This window comes from Streptomyces sp. NPDC058646 (assembly GCF_042716875.1).
Lineage (GTDB): Bacteria > Actinomycetota > Actinomycetes > Streptomycetales > Streptomycetaceae > Streptomyces.
Genome location: NZ_JBHXRK010000004.1, coordinates 1 through 19809, shown reverse-complemented (window position 1 = coordinate 19809; position 19809 = coordinate 1). Strand labels below are relative to the sequence as shown.

Sequence of the window (19809 nt, the reverse complement as noted above, 5' to 3'; positions counted from 1 at the left end):
CAGTTCTCGTGCGTGCAGGGGTCTTTACCCTTCATCGGTAGCGGTGTAACTGTGTTACAGAGTCGCCCCCGGCTGCCGCCGGGAGGGGCCCCCGAAGGGTGGTGCGGTACATGGCACGCGTACGGTACGGAGCGCGAACCGAGGCCGAGATCGCGGCGGCGCGCGCGAAGAGCTCCACACTCCCCGACATCTGGTCCACCGGTGTCGTCGCCGTCTGGGAGAGCGACCCGGACGTGGTGGCGGCGGTCCTGCCGCCCCCGCTCAAGCCCGCCGAACGGCCCCTGGTGCGGGCCGGCATCAGCAAGGTCGACCTGCCCGGTTACCCCCTCGGCGCCGGCTCGGTGGCCGTCGCCGCCCGGCACGGCGCCGTCGAGGGCTGGTACCCGCTGGTCATGCCGATGACCCACGAGCGCGCCCTCACCGGCGGGCGCGAGGTCTTCGGCGAGCCGAAGAAGCTGGGGGAGGTCACCGTGGAGCGCGACGGGCTCGTCGTCCGCGCCGCGCTCGCCCGGCACGGCATCGCCTTCGTCGAGGTGCGCGGGGCGGTGGACCGCGCGCTGCCGCTGCCCGAGCCCGTCCAGAAGACCGACTTCTACTTCAAGTTCCTGCCCGCCGTGGACGGTTCGGGCTTCGAGGCCGACCCGGTCCTCGTGCACTGCACCCGCAACGAGAAGGTCCGCAAGCTGGAGCACATCACCGGTGACGTCGTCCTGCGCGAGTCGATGTTCGACCCGGTGGCCGACCTGCCCGTGCGCCGGATCGTGGAGATCACCATCGGCGAGAAGACCACCGACCAGAGAGGCCGCGCGGTCGAGCGGGTCAGCGCCCAGGCCCTGCTCCCCTACATCCACCAGCGCTACGACGACCCGATGCAGATCCTCGACGCGCCCCCGTCGGGCAGCACGGCGGGGAGCGCCTGAGATGCGACTCGAACCCGGACAGGTCGCCGTCGTCACCGGAGCCGCCGGCGGCATCGGCCTCGCGATGGCCCGCCGCTTCGCCGCCGAGGGGCTGAAGGTCGTCCTCGCCGACGTGGAGGAGGGCGCCCTGCGCAAGGCCGCCGGTGAACTCGCGGCGGAGGGGGCGCAGGTGCTGGCGCGCACCGTCGACGTCAGCGAGCGCGACTCGGTGTTCGCCCTCGCCGACGCGGCGTACGGGGCCTTCGGCGCCGTGCACGTGCTGTGCAACAACGCCGGCGTCGGCTCCGGAGCCGAGGGCCGCATGTGGGAGCACGAACCGAACGACTGGCAGTGGGCCTTCTCGGTCAACGTCTGGGGCGTCTTCCACGGCATCCAGGCCTTCGTCCCCCGCATGATCGAGGGCGGCGCTCCCGGCCACGTCGTCAACACCTCCTCCGGCGACGGGGGCATCGCCCCGCTGCCGACCGCCTCCGTGTACGCCGTCACCAAGGCGGCCGTGGTCACCATGACCGAGTCGCTGTACGCCCACCTCAAGGCGGAAGGGGCCGCGATCGGCGCCTCCGTCCTCTTCCCCGGACCGCACATGCTGCGCACCGGGCTGTGGGAGTCGCACCGCAACCGGCCCGAGCGCTACGCGAAGCAGCGCCCGCGCAGGACCCCGTACCGCAGCCTCGGCCAGTACGAGGCGGCGATGCGCGAGGCGGGGCAGGAGGTGCGGTTCACCCCCGTCGAGGAGGTCGCCGCGCACGTGGTCGACGGCATCCGCGCAGACCGGTTCTGGATGCTCCCCGCGAGCGAGCACAGCGACCGGCAGATCCGGGCCCGGTCGCAGTCGATGCTCGACCGGTCCAACCCCGCCTACCTGGAAAGCTTCATCCTCGACTGAGGGGCCTGACGTGAGCGAGACGCACGAAGAACGGCAGACGGGCCGGCAGCAGGCCCCGTACGAAGACCCGTACCTGATCATCTCCTCGGACTGCCACGCGGGCCTGCCCACCGAGCAGTACCGGCCCTACCTGGACTCCCGCTTCCATCCCCCGTTCGACGAGTTCCTCGGCCGGCGCGACGCCCGCCGCGCGGAGGCCACCCGGCTCGGCATCCGCAACGAGGCCTTCGCCGAGAAGTGGTTCCAGGACCACGAGGAGGGCCTCAGGGGCGGCTGGGACACGGCGCAGCGGCTGAAGGAGCTCGACGGCGACGGCGTGGCCGCCGAGGTCGTCTTCCCCGACGCGGACGCCGTCGACAGCCAGACCGCCGCCCCCTTCGGGGTGGGCCTGGGCCTCTCCGGCGACCAGGACCCCGAACTGGGCATGGCGGGCGCGCAGGCGCACAACCGCTGGCTCGCCGAGTTCGTCTCGCAGACTCCCGAGCGGCACTGCGGCGTCGCCCTGCTGCCCATCACGGGCGAGCCGGCGGCGGTCGTCGCGGAGATCCACCGGGCCAAGGAGTCCGGGCTGGGCGCCCTGATGATCCCCGCCATGTGGGTCGACAAGGCGCCGTACCACGACCGGCGCTACGACCCCGTCTGGGCCGCGGCGGCCGAGACGCAGATGCCGGTCGTCACCCACTCGGGATCCTCGCCGCGCCACGAGTACGGCGACCACCTGGGCATCTTCGTCTCCGAGGTCACCTGGTGGCCGGCCCGCCCCCTGTGGTTCCTGCTCTGGTCGGGGGTCTTCGAGCGGCACCCGGGCCTGAAGTTCGGCGTCGCCGAGTCGGGCTGCTGGTGGCTGCCGAACCAGCTGTGGTTCATGGACCGCCTCTACCTGGGGGCGCACGGGGGCAAGAAGCTCTCGCCGTTCGAGGAGCTCAAACGCCCGCCGAGCGAGTACCTGGACCGGCAGGTGTTCGTCTGCGCGACGAACACCAAGCGCCGGGAACTGGCCCAGCGCTACGAGATCGGCGTGGACAACATCCTGTGGGGCTCGGACTTCCCGCACCCCGAGGGCACCTGGCCCGCCACCCGCACCTGGCTGAAGAACACCTTCCACGACATCCCGGTCGCCGAGACCCGCCGGATGCTGGGCCTGGCGGCGGCCGAGGTCTTCGGCTTCGACACGCAGAAGCTGGCGCCGCTCGCCCGCCGGATCGGCCCCACCCCGGCCGAGCTGGGCCAGTCCCCGGACCAGGCCGCGGTGGAGGCTTCCTGGGCCCGCTCCCGCGAGACGGGCCGGCACTGGCTGACGGGCCACGACTTCCCGGTGCTGGGGGTGTCCGGATGACCGGCACCCCCGACCGCTACACGGTCATCTCGGCGGACTGCCACGCGGGCGCCGACCTGCTGGACTACAAGCCGTACCTGGAGAAGCGGCACCACGAGGACTTCGACGCCTGGGCAGCCTCGTACGTGAACCCGTACGAGGACCTCCTCGCCGACACGGCGGACCGGAACTGGAACTCCGGGCGCCGGCTCGCCGAGCTGGAGGCCGACGGCATCGTCGCCGAGGTGCTCTTCCCCAACACCATCCCGCCGTTCTTCCCCAACGCGTCCCTGATGGCGCAGCCGCCGGGCCCGCAGGAGTACGAGCAGCGCTGGGCCGGCCTGCAGGCGCACAACCGCTGGCTGGCGGACTTCTGCGCGGCCGCCCCGGGCCGCCGGGCGGGCGTGGCCCAGATCCTGCTGAACGACGTGGACGCGGCGGTGGGCGAGATCCGCCGCACCAAGGCGGCGGGCCTCACGGGCGGCATCCTCCTGCCCGGAGCCCCGCCCGGCTCGGGGGTCCCCGAGCTCTACTCGGCGGCGTACGACCCCCTCTGGGCGGTCTGCGACGAGCTGGACGTCCCGGTCAACCACCACGGCGGCTCGGCGTCCCCGCCGCTCGGCGACGAACCGGCGGCCCGCGCGGTGTTCATGGTGGAGACGACCTGGTTCTCGCACCGCGCCCTGTGGCACCTCGTCTTCGGCGGCGCCTTCCGGCGCCATCCGGGGCTCAAGCTGGTCCTGACGGAGCAGGGATCCGGCTGGATTCCGGGCGTGCTGGAGATGCTGGACTACTACCACGGCCGCCTGGTCGCGGCATCGGCGACGGCCGAGTCCAAGTTCGGGGCGGGCCTGGCCGATGCGATGGGCAAGGGCCCGAGCGAGGTCTGGCGGGACAACTGCTTCGTGGGGGCGAGCTTCATGCGGCCCCACGAGGTCCCCCTCCGGGAGCGGATCGGCCTCGACAAGATCATGTGGGGCAGCGACTACCCCCACGACGAGGGCACCACCCCCTTCTCCCGCGAAGGCCTGCGCATCGCCTACGCGGGCCTCCCGAGGGAAGAGGTCGCCGCGATGGTCGGCGGCAACGCGGCCCGGGTCTACGGCTTCGACCTGCCCCTGCTCGACGCGGTGGCCGCCGAGTGCGGGCCCCTGGTCACGGAGATCGCCGAGCCGCTGACCGAGGTCCCCCCGGCCGCCACCAGCCCGGCCTTCGCCCGCGGCGGCTCGGTCCGCGTCTGGTGACACCGGTCCCGCCGGGGCGGGTCACGTTCCGCCGGACGTGACTCGCCAAGGCCGGAACGGCATCCGGCGAACCCGCGGTAACCCCGATGGATACCGAACGGTAACAACCCCTAGCGCCCTCCCCGAAGGCGCCTCTATGGTGCGGACATGCCGAACCTGCCCGATGTCGTGCTGTGGTCCATACCGGCCTTCGTGCTGCTCACCGTCCTGGAGGTGGTGAGCTACCGGCTCCGTCCCGACGAGGACGCGGCCGGGTACGACACCAAGGACGCGGTCACCAGCGTCACCATGGGGCTCGGCAGCATCGGCTTCGACCTGCTGTGGAAGATCCCGGTCGTCGCGGTCTTCACCGCGGTCTACGAACTCACCCCGCTGCGGGTGCCGTTCCTGTGGTGGACCGTCCTGCTGATGCTGCTCGCCCAGGACTTCCTGTACTACTGGCAGCACCGCGGCCACCACGTCGTCCGGATCCTGTGGGCCTGCCACGTGGTCCACCACAGCAGCCGTCGGTTCAACCTCACCACCGCGCTGCGCCAGCCCTGGACCAGCGCCACCACCTGGTGGTTCTACCTGCCGATGGTGGCCCTCGGCGTGCACCCCGCGGCGATCCCGTTCTGCTACGGGATCAACCTCCTGTACCAGTTCTGGGTGCACACCGAGCGCATCGGGAAGCTGCCCCGCGCCTACGAGTACGTCTTCAACACCCCCTCCCACCACCGGGTCCACCACGCCTCCCAAGGCGGTTACCTGGACCGCAACTTCGGCGGGATCCTGATCGTCTGGGACCGGATGTTCGGCTCCTGGGTGGGGGAGACGGAGCGGCCCGTCTACGGCCTCACCAAGAACATCGACACCCACAACCCGCTGCGCGTGGCGACCCACGAGTACGCCGCCATCGCCCGGGACGTACGCGCCGCCGCGAACTGGCGCGAGCGCGCCGGACGGGTCTTCGCCGGCCCCGGCTGGCAGCCCCCGGCCGCGGCTGCGCCTCCGGCTCCGGCTCCGGCCGAGGCCCCGGCTCCGGCCGAGGCCCCGGCCCTCGCCGCGGACCCGTCGCAGACCGAGGCGGCGCCCCTCGCCGCGGACCCGGTCCGGGCCGCGGCCCCGGCCGCGTCCGCTGCCGCCGTACCCGCCGTCCCGGCCCGGGCGGCCGCCGATGCCCTGTCGCCCGTACGGGAGACCAGCGCGTGAGCACCGCGACGCCCGCCGGCCGGCCCGCCCCCGCCTGGGCCGGCCCCCGTCCGCCCGCCCGGGGCGAACTCCTCGCCCGGGCCGCCCTCGTGGCCTTCGCGGTGGCCGCCGCGGCCGACCTCGGGTCCCTGCTCGCCGACTGGCACCTCGGGCACGTCCTCGCCAAGCCCCTTCTGATGCCGCTGCTCGTCGCCCACGTGATCGCCCGCGGCGCCCCCCGGCTGCTGGTCGCCGCGCTGCTGTTCGGCTGGGGAGGGGACCTCGCCCTGCTCTTCGACGCCGAGGCCGCCTTCCTGATCGGCATGGGCTCCTTCGCCGTCGGGCACGTCTGCTACCTGGTCCTCTTCGGCCGGCGCTCCACCAGCCCGCTCCTCGGCGGCGCGTACGCCCTCGCCCTGATCGGCACCGTCGCCCTGCTCTGGGGCGACCTGCCCGCCGACCTGCGGATCCCGGTGGCCGGCTACAGCCTGCTGCTCACCGCCATGGCCTGGCGCTCCAGCGTCCTCGGCCTGCGGGCCGGGGCGGGAGGTGCGCTGTTCCTGCTCTCCGACACGCTCATCGCCACCGGCGTCGCCGCATGGCCGCAGCTGCCCCGCCCGGACTTCTGGATCATGGCCACCTACCTCGCCGCCCAGTACCTCCTGGCCACCGGCGTGAGCACCCGGAAGGCAGGCGTACGGTAGGACGGTCCTGAGGTCGTACAAGACCGAACGATCCCCGAGCCGGAGGACTGCACCACCATGCGCGCCACCGTCATCCACGCCCCGCACGACATCCGCGTGGAGGAGGTGCCCGACGCTGCGATCCAGCGCCCCGAGGACGCCGTCGTCCGCGTCCTGCGCGCCTGCATCTGCGGCAGCGACCTGTGGGCCTACCGCGGCGAGGCCGCACGCCAGCCCGGCCAGCGCATCGGCCACGAGTTCCTCGGCATCGTCGAGGAGACCGGCGCCGCGGTGTCCGGCCTGCGCGCCGGCGATCTCGTCGTCGCCCCCTTCATGTGGTCCGACGGCACCTGTGACTACTGTTCCGAGGGCCTCTACACCTCCTGCGAGCACGGCGGCTTCTGGGGCTCCGTCGGCCACGACGGCGGCCAGGGCGAGGCCGTCCGCGTCCCGCACGCCGACGGCACGCTGGTGAAGCTGCCCGCCGAGGCCGTCTCCGACGACCACTTGCTGACCGGGCTGCTCGCACTGTCCGACGTCATGGGCACCGGCCACCACGCCGCGCTCGGCGCGGGCGTGCGCGCGGGCTCCACGGTCGCCGTCGTGGGTGACGGCGCGGTCGGCCTGTGCGGGGTCCTCGCGGCCAAGCGCCTGGGTGCCGAGCGGATCATCGCACTGGGCCGGCACACCGTCCGTACGGACATGGCCAAGTTCTTCGGCGCCACCGATGTCGTCGCCGAGCGCGGGGAGGCCGCCGAGGCGGCCGTCCGCGAGCTCACCCGCGGCCAGGGCGCGCACGCCGTGATCGAGGCGGTCGGCACCGAGCAGTCCATGCGCACGGCCGTGAACATCACCCGCGACGGCGGGGCCGTGGGCTACGTCGGCGTCCCGCACGGCAGCGGCACCGGACTCGACCTCGGCGTCATGTTCGACCGCAACATCACCCTGCGCGGCGGCGTGGCCCCGGTCCGCGCCTACATCCCGGAGCTGCTGGAGGACATCCTCAGCGGCGCCATCGACCCGGCGCCGGTCTTCGACCGGGCCGTCTCCCTCGACGGGGTGCCGGACGGCTACCGCGCGATGGACGACCGCAGCGCGCTGAAGGTACTGATCAAGCCCTGATGCCGGACGGCCGGGAGGGCCGGGCGGGGTGACCCCGCCCGGCCCTCCCGGCGTCGTGCCGAAGGCTCCGGGACCGCCCGGAGCTGTTTCACCGTGTCAGCTCACGCGGGACTTCACCGCGTTACTTCACGGCCTTGAGCGCGTCGACCACGCCGTGGCCGTAGTAGCCGGTCTGGCCCCACTTGCTCTCGCAGGTGGTGGCGTCTATCAGGGCGCCGGTGGCGTCGTAGACCTGGGCCGGGCAGGCCGTCCTGGTGGCCTGGCCCTTGAGCATCGCCTGGAGCTGCGACGGGCCGGCCGACGGGTGGGCGCTCTTGAGCAGCGCCGCCACGCCCGCGACGTGCGGGGTGGCCATCGAGGTGCCCTGCTTGTAGCCGTAGCCGCCGCCCGGGACGGTGGACAGCACCCGGCCGTTGGCGTCCGGGGTGGCGGGGGTCTGCCACTTGTCGCCGCCGGGCGCGGACACGTCCGCGACGCCCAGGCCGAAGCTCGAGTAGTACGACTTGAAGCCCTTGTCGCCGGTCGCGGTCACCGTGACGACGCCCGGGAGCTGGGTGGGCACGTCGAGGCAGACCCGCGGGTCGATGGTGCGCGGCACCGGGGTGGTGTCGTTCGGGCTGGTGTCGTCGGTGATCGAGTCGGCCGACAGGTCGTAGTTCTCGTTCCCGGCCGCGGCGACGTGCAGCACGCCCTTGCGCTCGGCGTACTTGCTCGCCCGGCCGAGGGCCTCCACCAGGGCCTTCTGGTCGTCGTCCGTCTTGCAGTTGAAGTACCAGGGGTCGACGTAGTAGCTGTTGTTCGTCACCTCGATCCCCTTCTCGGCGGCGAACATGAAGCCGCAGACGACAGCCTCGGTGTAGAACAGGCTGGTCCCGGGCTCGCTCACCTTGATCGCGGAGATCTTCACGCCCGGGGCGACCCCGCTGATGCCGACCTCGTTGCGCGGGGCCGCGATGGTGCCCGCGACGTGCGTGCCGTGGTCGCTGCCGTCGACGTACGGGCGCCAGGCGCCCTCGGAGGTGTCCGCGACGCCGCCGACGCAGTTGGCCGACTGCTCCTTGGAGAAGTTCGCCGCGAGATCCGGGTGGGTGTCGTCCACGCCCGTGTCGATGACGCCCACCGTGACGTCGCGGCTGCCATCGTTGATCTGGTGAGCCTGATCGGCCTTGATCGCGCGCAGGTCCCACTGGTTGCTCTCCAGCGGCTCCTGTCCCGGCGCCGCGTCCGCCGCCGCCTTGGCGGCGTCCGCCGCGCTCAGCCGCTGCGTGGTGCCCTCCTCGGTCGTCTGCACGGTCTGCAGGGGGGCCGTACGGGTGGCGCCGACGGACACGAAGAGGCTGCGCTGGGCCCGCAGCTGCTGCGCGAAGTCCGGGTTCTGCGAGTGTGCGACGAGGACCCCGATCTGCTCATGGGCCTTCACCACCGTTCCACCGGCCCGCTCGACGGCCTTCTTCGCCTGCTTCACCGTGCCGTACGCCGTCAGGTTCGCGACGTACGACAGCTTGGGCCCGGTGGTGCCGGACCCGGCGGCCGTCGCCGCGTCCGCCGTGCTGCCCACCGGAGCGGCGGAGGCCGCGACCGAGGGCAGGAAGGCGAGCGAGGCGGTGAGCGCCAGGCCGAGCGGAACGGCGAGAGCACGGCGGCGCCCGTTGGCGGAACGCGACCCCAGATGAGCCATGGGTTCTCCACATCATCCATGAGGAACCCGTCCGGGCCGCGGTCGCGGCGGACGGGTTCATGACAGAGGGGAACCTAGTGCCGGTGTTCGCTCCTGCGCCATCAGTTCGAAGAATCAGTCGCTGAAGAAACAGCGGGTGTTGAACCGTCCCGACACGCCGGCCGTGCCGTTGACAGGGGGGATCAGCACCACCGTCCCCCCGCACGGAGGTTGTTTTGTCCGTCGTCCCCACCGCACCCGCGTCACAAGGAGAGCCCCCCGTGACCACCGAAGCAGCGCCGCCGCCCGGCAGTACGGGAGCGCCCCACGCCGCTCCCACGGCCGAAGAGTTCGGGCAGGTCCAGCGCAGTGCCGAGTTCGCCGACCTGCGCCGTTCGTACCGCTCCTTCGCCTTCCCCCTCACCGTGGCCTTCATCGCCTGGTACCTGCTGTACGTCCTGCTGTCGAGCTACGCCGGCGGCTTCATGGGGACCAAGCTCTTCGGCAACGTCAACGTCGCCCTCGTACTCGGCCTCGGCCAGTTCGCGACGACCTTCCTGATCGCCTGGCTGTACTCGCGCCACGCCGCTGCCGCGCTGGACCCGAAGGCCGCGGCCATCAAGGCGCGGATGGAGGCCGGGGAATGACCGACACCCTCCAGCTGACGACGACCGCGACGATGACGGTGGGCGCCGGGGCCTCCGAGCACCGTCCGCTGATCATCACCCTCTTCGGGCTGTTCGTCGTCGCCACCCTGATCATCACGGTCTGGGCCGGCCGCCAGACGAAGGACGCCGCCGACTTCTACGCGGGCGGCCGCCAGTTCACCGGCTTCCAGAACGGCCTCGCCATCTCCGGCGACTACATGTCCGCCGCGTCCTTCCTCGGCATCGCCGGAGCCATCGCCCTCTTCGGCTACGACGGCTTCCTCTACTCCATCGGCTTCCTCGTCGCCTGGCTGGTCGCCCTGCTGCTCGTCGCCGAGCCGCTGCGCAACTCCGGCCGCTACACCATGGGCGACGTCCTCGCGTACCGGATGCGCCAGCGGCCCGTCCGCACCGCCGCCGGTACCTCCACCATCGTGGTCTCGATCTTCTACCTGCTCGCCCAGATGGCCGGCGCCGGTGTGCTCGTCTCGCTGCTGCTGGGCATCACCAGCGACGCCGGCAAGGTGGCCGTGGTCGCGCTGGTGGGCCTCCTGATGATCGTCTACGTGACCATCGGCGGCATGAAGGGCACCACCTGGGTCCAGATGATCAAGGCGGTCCTGCTCATCGCGGGGGCCCTGCTGATCACTTTCATGGTGCTGCTGGAGTTCGACTTCAACGTCTCCGACCTGCTGGGCAAGGCCGCGGAGAACAGCGGACAGGGCGTCAAGTTCCTGGAGCCCGGGCTGAAGTACGGCAAGGACGGGATCACGAAGCTGGACTTCATCTCCCTCGGCCTCGCCCTCGTGCTCGGCACCGCGGGCCTGCCGCACATCCTGATCCGCTTCTACACGGTCCCCACCGCCAAGGCCGCCCGGAAGTCCGTGAACTGGGCCATCGGCATCATCGGCGCCTTCTACCTGATGACGATCGCCCTCGGCTTCGGCGCCGCCGCCCTGCTCGACCGGGCGGCCATCCTCGCCTCGAACAAGGCGGGCAACACCGCCGCCCCGCTGCTCGCCCAGGAGATCGGCGGCGGCCCGGACTCCACCGGCGGAGCGATCCTGCTCGCCGTGATCTCCGCGGTCGCCTTCGCCACCATCCTCGCGGTGGTCGCGGGCCTCACCCTGGCCTCCTCCTCGTCCTTCGCCCACGACCTCTACGTGAACGTCATCCGCAAGGGCGAGGCCACGGAGAAGGAGGAGGTGAGCGCCGCCCGCTGGTCCACCGTGGTCATCGGCGCTGTCGCCATCGGCCTCGGGGCGCTGGCCCGGGACCTGAACGTCGCCGGCCTGGTCGCCCTGGCGTTCGCCGTCGCGGCCTCCGCCAACCTGCCGACGATCCTCTACAGCCTCTTCTGGAAGCGCTTCACCACCCAGGGCGCGCTCTGGTCGATCTACGGCGGCCTGATCTCGGCGGTCGGCCTGGTGCTCTTCTCCCCGGTCGTCTCCGGGAAGCCCACCTCGATGTTCAAGGACGCCGACTTCTACTGGTTCCCGCTGGAGAACCCGGGCATCATCTCCATCCCGCTCGGCTTCCTGCTCGGCTGGCTGGGAACCGTCCTGTCCAAGGAGAAGGCGGACCCGGGCAAGTTCGCCGAGCTGGAGGTCCGCTCCCTCACCGGAACAGGGGCGCACTGACATCCTCCGAACACGCGGCGTGGCCGCGTCGTAGATCCCTACGACGCGGCCGCGTCACGTCTCGTTCATTCGGGCACCCCTACCTGACACACGCGTCGCGTAGTCTCGGAAGAGAACGCGTGGATCGGATCCAATGACGCGCGTACCTCGGAATCCGGACAGGGAGGGGGCCCACAGTGCTTCTCGACACCTACGGCCGCGTGGCCACTGACCTGCGCGTCTCACTCACCGACCGGTGCAATCTGCGCTGTACCTACTGCATGCCCGAAGAGGGCCTGCAATGGCTCGGCAAGTCCGATCTGCTCAGCGACGAGGAGATCGTCCGGCTCATCCGCATCGCCGTCACGCAGCTCGGCATCACCGAGGTGCGCTTCACCGGCGGCGAGCCGCTGCTCCGTCCCGGCCTGGTCGGGATCGTCGAGCAGTGCGCGGCCCTGGAGCCCCGCCCCAAGATGTCGCTGACCACCAACGGCATCGGCCTCAAGCGCACCGCGCAGGCCCTCAAGGCCGCCGGACTGGACCGGGTGAACGTCTCCCTGGACACCCTGCGGCCCGACGTCTTCAAGACGCTCACCCGCCGCGACCGGCACCGGGACGTCATCGAGGGCATGGCCGCGGCCCGCGAGGCAGGCCTCACCCCCGTCAAGGTCAACGCGGTCCTGATGCCCGGGCTGAACGACGACGAGGCCCCCGACCTCCTCGCCTGGGCCGTGGAGAACGCGTACGAGCTCCGCTTCATCGAGCAGATGCCGCTCGACGCCCAGCACGGCTGGAAGCGCGACGGCATGATCACGGCCGGCGACATCCTGCAGTCGCTGCGCACCCGCTTCACGCTCACCGAGGAAGGGGCCGACGAGCGCGGCTCCGCCCCGGCCGAGCGCTGGGTGGTCGACGGCGGCCCCGCCACGGTCGGCGTCATCGCCTCGGTCACCCGCCCCTTCTGCGGCGCCTGCGACCGTACCCGGCTCACGGCCGACGGCCAGGTCCGCACCTGCCTGTTCGCCACCGAGGAGTCGGACCTGCGCGCGGCTCTGCGCTCCGGCGCCGCGGACGAGGAGATCGCCCGGCTGTGGAAGGTGGCGATGTGGGGCAAGAAGGCCGGCTCCGGCCTCGACGACCCGTCCTTCCTCCAGCCCGACCGCCCGATGTCGGCCATCGGCGGCTGAGCCGCTCCGGCCCCGCGCACCCCGCCGTCCCTGAGCCCCGGCCCCGGCCGGGGCTCAGCCGCGTCCGGGTTCAGGGGCTCCCGCTCACCTGCGTTCCGAGCCCTCCGGCTGGACCCACTCGTCGAGCTTCACCACGTCCTTGAGGAAGCCGCGGACCCCGAGGAACCGGGAGAGGTGCTCACGGTGCTCCTCGCACGCCAGCCAGGTCTTGCGGCGTTCCGGCGTGTGCAGCGCCGGGTTGTTCCACGCCAGGACCCAGACGGCCGCGTCGCGGCAGCCCTTGGCGGAGCAGGTGACTGCGTCGGCACGGGGGGAATCGGGGGAGATCACGCCTCAACCCTACAAAGCCCCGGACCGGAAGGGCGACGCCGGGCAGCCACGGGGGGAGCTGCCCGGCGTCGGTCCGTCGCTCCGACGGGGGATGCGGAGCGCGTAGGCAGTATGTCACGCAGGACCCGGTGCAGTGCACCGGAACTTCATGATTGATCTGAGCTTTTCTTGAGGTTTCCCGCTCCCAGCGCCGGACGGACCGGGGCCGGGACGAAGTGCGAGGGCAGGGACGGTGTCGACTCGCGGCCCGCGTTGGCGATGACCACGGCGATGTAGGGGAGCAGCGCACCCGCGACGAGCGTCACGATCGCCACGTGCCGCTCCACGTTCCACAGGACCACGGTCGCGATGACCGACAGGGTCCTGATGAGCATCGAGATCACGTACCGGCGCTGACGGCCCCGCACGTCCTCGGCGAGCCCCATCCGCGCCCCGGTGATCCGGAAGACCTCGGCCCCGCCCTGCTTCCGCCTCTTCGTAAGCCGCATGCTCTCCACCACCTGATCGCCCGCCGGGCGCTCCCCGGCCCGGACTCCCTCCACGGTACGCCGCGCGCCCGGAGGCGGGGAGAGTGGGTGCCCCCGTACGGCTCTGTCCGAAATGCGCCGTGCACCGGATAGGCCGAGACTGGCCGGACATGCGCACATCGCGCCGGAGGAGGCGACATGCATTGGTTGTGGGCGATCATCGTCGGTTTGGTGCTCGGGCTGATCGCCCGGCTCATCCTGCCGGGCAAGCAGCACCAGCCCCTCTGGCTGACCGCGATCTTCGGCATCCTCGGCGGCGTCCTCGGCAACGCCGTCGCCACCTGGATCGGGGTCAACGACACCCGGGGCATCGACTGGATCCGGCACCTGCTGCAAGTGGCCGGCGCGGTCCTGCTCGTCGGGGTCGGCGACATGGTCTACATGGCGCTGAGAGGGAACAAGCGGACCGCCTGAGGCCCTGAAGGCCCGGGCCCCGAGGGTCCCGGGGCACGACGCGGGGGCCGGTACGGACAGTGCGTCCGTACCGGCCCCCGCGCCCGTGTCCGCGTACCGCGGCCCCGGAGGGTCAGCCCGTGACCTCCACGGCGGCCAGGTTCTTCTTGCCCCGGCGCAGCACCAGCCAGCGGCCGTGCAGCAGGTCCTCCGCGGTGGGGACCGCGTCCTCGGCGGTGACCTTCACGTTGTTCACGTAGGCCCCGCCCTCCTTCACGGTCCGGCGCCCGGCCGACTTGCTCGCGACCAGGCCGGTCTCCGCCAGCAGGTCCACGACCAGGCCGGGTTCGGCGACCTTCGCGTGCGGCAGCTCGGACAGGGCCGCGGCCAGCGTGGCCTCGTCCAGCTCCGCCAGCTCGCCCTGACCGAACAGCGCCTTCGACGCGGCGATGACGGCCGCGCACTGGTCGGCGCCGTGCACCAGGGTCGTCAGCTCCTCCGCCAGCGCCCGCTGGGCGGCGCGCGCCTGCGGCCGCTCGGCGGTCTGCGCCTCCAGCGCCTCCAGCTCCTCGCGGCTCAGGAAGGACAGGATCCGCATGTAGGTGGAGATGTCCCGGTCGTCCACGTTCAGCCAGAACTGGTAGAACGCGTACGGGGTGGTCATCTCCGGGTCGAGCCAGACGGCCCCGCCCTCGGTCTTGCCGAACTTCGTGCCGTCCGCCTTGACCATCAGCGGCGTCGCCATCGCGTGCACGACCGCGCCCGGCTCCACCCGGTGGATCAGGTCGAGACCGGCCGTCAGGTTGCCCCACTGGTCGGACCCGCCCTGCTGGAGCACGCAGCCGTGGCGCCGGTACAGCTCCAGGAAGTCCATGCCCTGGAGCAGCTGGTAGCTGAACTCCGTGTAGCTGATGCCCTGGTCCGACTCGAGGCGCTTGGCGACGGAGTCCTTCGTCAGCATCTTGTTGACGCGGAAGTGCTTGCCGATGTCCCGCAGGAATTCGATGGCGGACATGCCCGCCGTCCAGTCCAGGTTGTTCACCAGGACCGCGGCGTTCTCGCCCTCGAAGGACAGGAACGGCTCGATCTGCGAACGCAGCCGGTTCACCCATTCCGCGATGACCGCCGGGTCGTTCAGGGTGCGCTCTGCGGTCGGGCGCGGGTCACCGATCTGACCGGTGGCCCCCCCGACCAGCGCCAGCGGCCGGTTCCCGGCCAGCTGGAGCCGGCGCATCGTGAGGACCTGGACCAGATGCCCCACGTGCAGCGAGGCCGCGGTCGGGTCGTAGCCGCAATAGAACGTGACAGGACCGTCCGCGAACGCCTTGCGCAGCGCTTCTTCGTCGGTGGACTGGGCGAAGAGCCCGCGCCACTTCAGTTCGTCGACGATGTCCGTCACGGTTTCTCGACTCCTTCTAAGGATGGAATTGCGACACTCCGGGGATTCAGTCTAGGTGGGTCAGACACCCTTGCTGACCGAGCTCATGTTGAAGTCCGGGATGCGCAGCGCGGGCATCGCGGCCCGGGTGAACCAGTCGCTCCACTCGCGCGGCAGCGTCTGCTCGGTCCGGCCCGCCTCCGAGGCCCGCGACAGCAGGTCCACCGGGGACTCGTTGAACCGGAAGTTGTTCACCTCGCCCACGACCTGCCCGTTCTCCACCAGGTAGACGCCGTCGCGGGTCAGCCCCGTCAGCAGCAGGGTGGCCGGATCGACCTCGCGGATGTACCAGAGGCAGGTCAGCAGCAGACCCCGCTCGGTGCCCGCCACCATCTCGTCGAGGGACTTCTCCCCGCCCGCGTCCAGGACCAGGTTCCCGAAGCCGGGGGAGAGCGGCATCCCGGTCAGGGCGGCGCTGTGCCGGGTCGTGGTGAGCCGCTTCAGCTCGCCGTCCCGGATCCACTCGGTCACCGGTACCGGAAGCCCGTTGTCGAAGACGGAGGCGTCGTCGCCCGAGCTGTGGGCGATCACGAACGGCGCGGACTCCAGCCCCGGCGCGTCGGGGTCGCTGCGCAGGGTCAGCGGGAGCTGGGAGAGCTTCTCGCCGAGCCGGGTCCCGCCGCCGGGCTTGGAGAAGACCGTCCGGCCCTCCACCGCGTCCCGGGCCGCCGCCGACCACATCTGGTAGATCAGCAGGTCGGCCACGGCGGTCGGCGGCAGCAGGGTCTCGTACCGGCCCGCGGGCAGGTCGATCTTCCGCTCCGCCCAGCCCAGGCGTACGGCGAGCTCCGCGTCCAGGGCCGTCGGGTCCACGTCCTTGAAGTCCCGCGTCGAACGGCCCGCCCAGGCCGAGCGCTGCCGGTCCGGGGACTTGGCGTTGAGCTCCAGCGTCCCGTTCGGCTGGTCGTGGCGCAGCCGCAGGCCCGTGGACGTGCCCACGTACGTGGAGACCAGCTCGTGGCTGGCGAAGCCGTACAGCTCCCGGCCGCCCGCGCGGGCCCGGGCGAAGGCCTCTCCGAGGGCCGGGGCGAAGTCCGCGAACACGGCCGAGGAGGTCTCGGCGGGGGCGTCCGTGAAGTGGGGGGAAGCCGGGGTGCCGGTCACCAGCGGCTGGGCGTCCTCCGCCGGCCCGGCCCCGCGCGCGGCCGCCTCGGCGGCCCGTACCAGCGGCTCCAGGTCGTCCGCGGTGACGGCCGAGCGCGACACGACCCCCGAGGCCGTGCCCTCCTTGCCGTCGACCGTGGCGATGACGGTCAGGGTCCGGCCGCGGGTGACGCCGTTCGTGGTGAGCGCGTTGCCCGCCCAGCGCAGATTGGCCGTGGACTCCTCGTCGGCGATGACGACGCAGCCGTCGGCGGTGGACAGCTCCAGGGCCCGCTCCACGATCTCGTGGGGCCTGTTCGTACGGATCGACGAGCTCATCGCCCGGCCTCCTGCGTGGTGTTCAGGATGTTCACATCGCGGAAGAGTGCGGACGGGCAGCCGTGCGAGACCGCCGCGACCTGGCCCGGCTGGGCCTTGCCGCAGTTGAAGGCGCCGCCCAGCACGTAGGTCTGCGGGCCGCCCAGCTTCTCCATCGAGCCCCAGAACTCGGTGGTCGTGGCCTGGTACGCGACGTCGCGCAACTGCCCGGCCAGCCTGCCGTTCTCGATGCGGAAGAACCGCTGCCCGGTGAACTGGAAGTTGTAGCGCTGCATGTCGATCGACCAGGAGCGGTCGCCGACCACGTAGATCCCGCGCTCGACCCCGCCGATCAGGTCCTCCGTCGAGAGCCCGCCCGGGTCCGGCTGGAGCGAGACGTTCGCCATCCGCTGCACCGGGACGTGCCCGGGGGAGTCGGCGTAGGCGCAGCCGTTGGAGCGGCCCAGTCCGGTCAGCTTCGCGATCCGCCGGTCCAGCTGGTAGCCGACCAGCGTGCCGTCCTTGACCAGGTCCCAGCTCTGCGCCTCGACGCCCTCGTCGTCGAAGCCGACGGTGGCCAGCCCGTGCTCGGCGGTGCGGTCGCCCGTCACGTTCATGATCGGGGAGCCGTACTTCAACGTGCCCAGCTGGTCGAAGGTGGCGAAGGAGGTCCCCGCGTACGCCGCCTCGTAGCCCAGCGCCCGGTCGAGCTCGGTGGCGTGGCCGATGGACTCGTGGATGGTCAGCCACAGGTTGGACGGATCCACGACCAGGTCGTAGCGCCCGGACTGCACGCTCGGCGCCCGCATCTTCTCGGCGAGCAGCCCCGGGATCTGCTCCAGCTCGGAGTCCCAGTCCCAGCCGGTACCGGTCAGGTACTCCCAGCCGCGCCCGGCGGGCGGGGCGATCGTGCGCATCGAGTCGAACTCGCCGGTGGTGCCGTCCACGGCGACGGCCGTGAGCTGCGGGTGGATCCGTACCCGCTGCTGCGTCGTCGAGGTGCCCGCACTGTCGGCGTAGAACTTGTTCTCGTGGACGGCGAGGAGCGAGGCGTCCACGTGCGCGACCCCGTCCGCCGCCAGCAGCCGTGCGCTCCAGTCGGCGAGCAGCGCCGCCTTATCCGCGTCCGGTACCTCGAAGGGGTTCACGTCGTAGGCCGAGACCCAGGTCCGGTCGGAGTGCACCGGCTCGTCGGCCAGCTCCACCCGCTCGTCCGATCCGGCGGCCTTGATCACCTGGGCCGACAGCTTCGCCATGGCCACGGCCTGGGAGGCCACCTTGGCCGCGCCGTCCATGGTCAGGTCCACGCCGGAGGCGAAGCCCCAGCTGCCCCCGTGCACCACGCGGACCGCGTACCCGAGGTCCGTGGTGTCGGACCCGCCGGAGGGCTTCGCGTCGCGGAGCCGCCAGGAGGCGTTGCGAATGCGTTCCAGCCGGAAGTCGGCATGCTCGGCACCCAGCGCGCGCGCCCGGGCGAGCGCCGCGTCGGCGAGCGCCCGCAGGGGCAGCGCGGTGAATGCCGCGTCGATGGAATGGGCCACGGAAGTCCTCCCGGGGTCGGGGCCGGTCGCCCCGATCATGTCGCGCTCGGGGCTCTTGTGCCTACATCTTTCTGTAGGGACTCGACAGAGCCCGTCCCGAGGCCCTGTCGGAGCCCGATTCTCCGTACGGGCGGTGCGACCTATAGGTTTTTGGTATTCAGACCGCTGAGCGAAAGGGTGATCAGTTGAGCCGCTCGGTTCTCGTCACCGGAGGAAACCGGGGCATCGGCCTCGCCATCGCCCGTGCCTTCGCGCAGGCCGGTGACAAGGTCGCCATCACGTACCGGTCCGGCGAGCCGCCGGAGGCCCTGACCTCCCTGGGCGTGCTGGCGGTCCGCTGCGACATCACCGACTCCGAGCAGGTGGAGCAGGCCTACAAGGAGATCGAGGAGAAGCACGGCGCGGTCGAGGTGCTGGTGGCCAACGCCGGCATCACCAAGGACACGCTGCTGATGCGGATGTCCGAGGAGGACTTCGCCTCGGTCGTCGACACCAACCTCACCGGCACCTTCCGCGTGGTCAAGCGCGCGAACCGTGGCATGCTCCGTGCCAAGAAGGGCCGCGTCGTCCTGATCTCCTCGGTCGTCGGGCTGCTCGGCTCGGCGGGCCAGGCCAACTACGCCGCCTCCAAGGCGGCCCTGGTCGGCTTCGCCCGGTCGCTCGCCCGCGAGCTGGGCTCGCGCAACATCACCTTCAACGTCGTGGCCCCGGGCTTCGTGGACACCGACATGACGAAGGTGCTCACCGATGAGCAGCGCGCGGGCATCGTGGCGCAGGTGCCGCTGGCCCGCTACGCGCAGCCCGAGGAGATCGCGGCCGCCGTCAGCTTCCTGGCGTCCGACGACGCCGCGTACATCACCGGAGCCGTCATTCCCGTTGACGGCGGATTGGGCATGGGTCACTGATCACCATGAGCGGAATTCTCGAGGGCAAGCGCATCCTCATCACGGGTGTGCTGATGGAGTCCTCCATCGCCTTCCACACGGCACGGCTGGCCCAGGAGCAGGGCGCCGAGGTCATCCTCACCGCGTGGCCGCGCCCGTCGCTGACCGAGCGCATCGCCAAGAAGCTGCCCAAGCCGGTCAAGGTGATCGAGCTCGACGTCACCAACGACGAGCACCTGGCCCGCCTGGAGGGCCTCGTCCGCGACGAGCTCGGCGGCCTCGACGGCGTCGTGCACTCCATCGGCTTCGCCCCGCAGGACGCCCTCGGCGGCAACTTCCTGAACACGCCGTTCGAGTCGGTCGCCACCGCCATGCACGTCTCGGCGTTCTCGCTGAAGTCGCTCGCCATGGCCTGCAAGCCGCTTTTCCCGGCGGAGGGCGCGGCCATCGTCGGCCTGACCTTCGACGCGCAGTTCGCCTGGCCGCAGTACGACTGGATGGGGCCGGCCAAGGCCGCGCTGGAGGCCACCAGCCGCTACCTCGCCCGTGACCTGGGCAAGGAGAACATCCGCTGCAACCTGGTCTCGGCCGGTCCGATCGGCTCGATGGCCGCGAAGTCCATCCCGGGCTTCGGCGAGCTGGCCGAGGTGTGGAACTCCCGCTCCATGCTGGAGTGGGACATGAGCGACCCGGAGCCGACCGGCAAGGGCGTCGTCGCCCTGCTGTCGGACTGGTTCCCGAAGACCACCGGCGAGATCGTCCACGTGGACGGCGGCCTGCACGCGATGGGTGCCTGACGGCTCCCGCGTCCGAACGGCGGCGGCCGCGCCTCCCCTTCCGGGAGG

19 protein-coding genes are annotated in these 19809 nt (G+C 71.5%); 13 read left to right on the top strand and 6 right to left on the bottom strand.

The genetic code is table 11. The annotated features are described in order from the left end of the window. Positions 1–110: 110 nt before the first annotated feature. From ACFWUZ_RS06665 to ACFWUZ_RS06635, 7 genes are all read left to right on the top strand, one after another. Positions 111–920 carry an acetoacetate decarboxylase family protein gene (locus ACFWUZ_RS06665; RefSeq protein ID WP_384368152.1) on the top strand — a complete coding sequence of 270 codons (810 nt, stop codon included), beginning with the start codon at positions 111–113 and terminating at the stop codon, positions 918–920. A 1-nt stretch (position 921) separates the two neighbouring features. Beyond that, positions 922–1806 (top strand): SDR family NAD(P)-dependent oxidoreductase, encoded by an 885-nt coding sequence (locus tag ACFWUZ_RS06660; RefSeq protein ID WP_384368149.1) that lies wholly within the window; start codon positions 922–924, stop codon positions 1804–1806. A 10-nt stretch (positions 1807–1816) separates the two neighbouring features. Next, positions 1817–3142: an amidohydrolase family protein gene (locus tag ACFWUZ_RS06655; protein WP_384368146.1), complete on the top strand. Its 1326-nt coding sequence runs from the start codon at positions 1817–1819 to the stop codon at positions 3140–3142. Continuing rightward, complete coding sequence (locus ACFWUZ_RS06650; protein WP_384368143.1) at positions 3139–4365, top strand: amidohydrolase family protein; 1227 nt, start codon at positions 3139–3141, stop codon at positions 4363–4365. The genes ACFWUZ_RS06655 and ACFWUZ_RS06650 overlap by 4 nt, the downstream gene beginning before the upstream one ends. Positions 4366–4512: 147 nt before the next feature. Next, on the top strand, positions 4513–5556 hold the full coding sequence (locus ACFWUZ_RS06645; RefSeq protein ID WP_384368140.1) for a sterol desaturase family protein: 1044 nt from the start codon (positions 4513–4515) through the stop codon (positions 5554–5556). After that, positions 5553–6239: a lysoplasmalogenase gene (locus tag ACFWUZ_RS06640; protein WP_384368137.1), complete on the top strand. Its 687-nt coding sequence runs from the start codon at positions 5553–5555 to the stop codon at positions 6237–6239. Before ACFWUZ_RS06645 ends, ACFWUZ_RS06640 begins: the two co-directional genes overlap by 4 nt. Positions 6240–6296: 57 nt before the next feature. Beyond that, positions 6297–7340, top strand: coding sequence for a zinc-dependent alcohol dehydrogenase family protein (locus ACFWUZ_RS06635; RefSeq protein WP_384368134.1), 1044 nt, complete (start codon positions 6297–6299; stop codon positions 7338–7340). A gap of 121 nt (positions 7341–7461) precedes the next feature. Here the strand turns inward: ACFWUZ_RS06635 and ACFWUZ_RS06630 are convergent, their stop codons facing one another. Next, positions 7462–9018 carry a S8 family serine peptidase gene (locus ACFWUZ_RS06630; protein WP_384368131.1) on the bottom strand — a complete coding sequence of 519 codons (1557 nt, stop codon included), beginning with the start codon at positions 9016–9018 and terminating at the stop codon, positions 7462–7464. A 260-nt stretch (positions 9019–9278) separates the two neighbouring features. Here ACFWUZ_RS06630 and ACFWUZ_RS06625 point away from each other — a divergent pair, with 260 nt between their 5' ends. The 3 genes from ACFWUZ_RS06625 (at position 9279) to moaA (ending at position 12450) form a co-directional block, all read left to right on the top strand. Next, positions 9279–9644, top strand: coding sequence for a DUF485 domain-containing protein (locus ACFWUZ_RS06625; RefSeq protein WP_384368128.1), 366 nt, complete (start codon positions 9279–9281; stop codon positions 9642–9644). Continuing rightward, positions 9641–11284: a cation acetate symporter gene (locus tag ACFWUZ_RS06620; RefSeq protein ID WP_384368125.1), complete on the top strand. Its 1644-nt coding sequence runs from the start codon at positions 9641–9643 to the stop codon at positions 11282–11284. Before ACFWUZ_RS06625 ends, ACFWUZ_RS06620 begins: the two co-directional genes overlap by 4 nt. 176 nt (positions 11285–11460) lie before the next feature. Next, the gene (moaA, locus tag ACFWUZ_RS06615; RefSeq protein ID WP_384368122.1) at positions 11461–12450 is read left to right on the top strand and encodes a GTP 3',8-cyclase MoaA; all 990 of its coding nucleotides are present in this window, start codon (positions 11461–11463) and stop codon (positions 12448–12450) included. Between the two features lie 84 nt (positions 12451–12534). Here the strand turns inward: moaA and ACFWUZ_RS06610 are convergent, their stop codons facing one another. Together ACFWUZ_RS06610 and ACFWUZ_RS06605 are read right to left on the bottom strand one after the other, a co-directional pair. Beyond that, positions 12535–12780: a hypothetical protein gene (locus ACFWUZ_RS06610; protein WP_384368119.1), complete on the bottom strand. Its 246-nt coding sequence runs from the start codon at positions 12778–12780 to the stop codon at positions 12535–12537. A gap of 146 nt (positions 12781–12926) precedes the next feature. Continuing rightward, on the bottom strand, positions 12927–13268 hold the full coding sequence (locus ACFWUZ_RS06605) for a DUF3099 domain-containing protein (protein ID WP_384368116.1): 342 nt from the start codon (positions 13266–13268) through the stop codon (positions 12927–12929). Positions 13269–13445: 177 nt separating this feature from the next. On the opposite strand from ACFWUZ_RS06605, the gene ACFWUZ_RS06600 reads away from it, so the two are divergent. Next, a complete protein-coding gene (locus ACFWUZ_RS06600; RefSeq protein WP_384368113.1) occupies positions 13446–13721 on the top strand; it encodes a GlsB/YeaQ/YmgE family stress response membrane protein in 276 nt (91 codons plus the stop codon). Positions 13722–13833: 112 nt separating this feature from the next. Here the strand turns inward: ACFWUZ_RS06600 and tyrS are convergent, their stop codons facing one another. The 3 genes from tyrS to ACFWUZ_RS06585 are packed head-to-tail and all read right to left on the bottom strand — an operon-like array spanning position 13834 to position 18119. Beyond that, positions 13834–15099: a tyrosine--tRNA ligase gene (gene tyrS / locus ACFWUZ_RS06595; RefSeq protein WP_384368110.1), complete on the bottom strand. Its 1266-nt coding sequence runs from the start codon at positions 15097–15099 to the stop codon at positions 13834–13836. A gap of 60 nt (positions 15100–15159) precedes the next feature. Further along, positions 15160–16560 carry a metallopeptidase TldD-related protein gene (locus ACFWUZ_RS06590; protein WP_384368107.1) on the bottom strand — a complete coding sequence of 467 codons (1401 nt, stop codon included), beginning with the start codon at positions 16558–16560 and terminating at the stop codon, positions 15160–15162. Further along, positions 16557–18119 carry a TldD/PmbA family protein gene (locus ACFWUZ_RS06585; protein ID WP_384368104.1) on the bottom strand — a complete coding sequence of 521 codons (1563 nt, stop codon included), beginning with the start codon at positions 18117–18119 and terminating at the stop codon, positions 16557–16559. Before ACFWUZ_RS06585 ends, ACFWUZ_RS06590 begins: the two co-directional genes overlap by 4 nt. 146 nt (positions 18120–18265) lie before the next feature. On the opposite strand from ACFWUZ_RS06585, the gene fabG reads away from it, so the two are divergent. Continuing rightward, positions 18266–18985, top strand: coding sequence for a 3-oxoacyl-[acyl-carrier-protein] reductase (gene fabG, locus ACFWUZ_RS06580; RefSeq protein ID WP_384368101.1), 720 nt, complete (start codon positions 18266–18268; stop codon positions 18983–18985). 5 nt (positions 18986–18990) lie between these two features. After that, positions 18991–19761, top strand: coding sequence for an enoyl-ACP reductase FabI (gene fabI / locus ACFWUZ_RS06575; protein WP_189735778.1), 771 nt, complete (start codon positions 18991–18993; stop codon positions 19759–19761). The last annotated feature ends 48 nt before the right edge of the window (positions 19762–19809 follow it).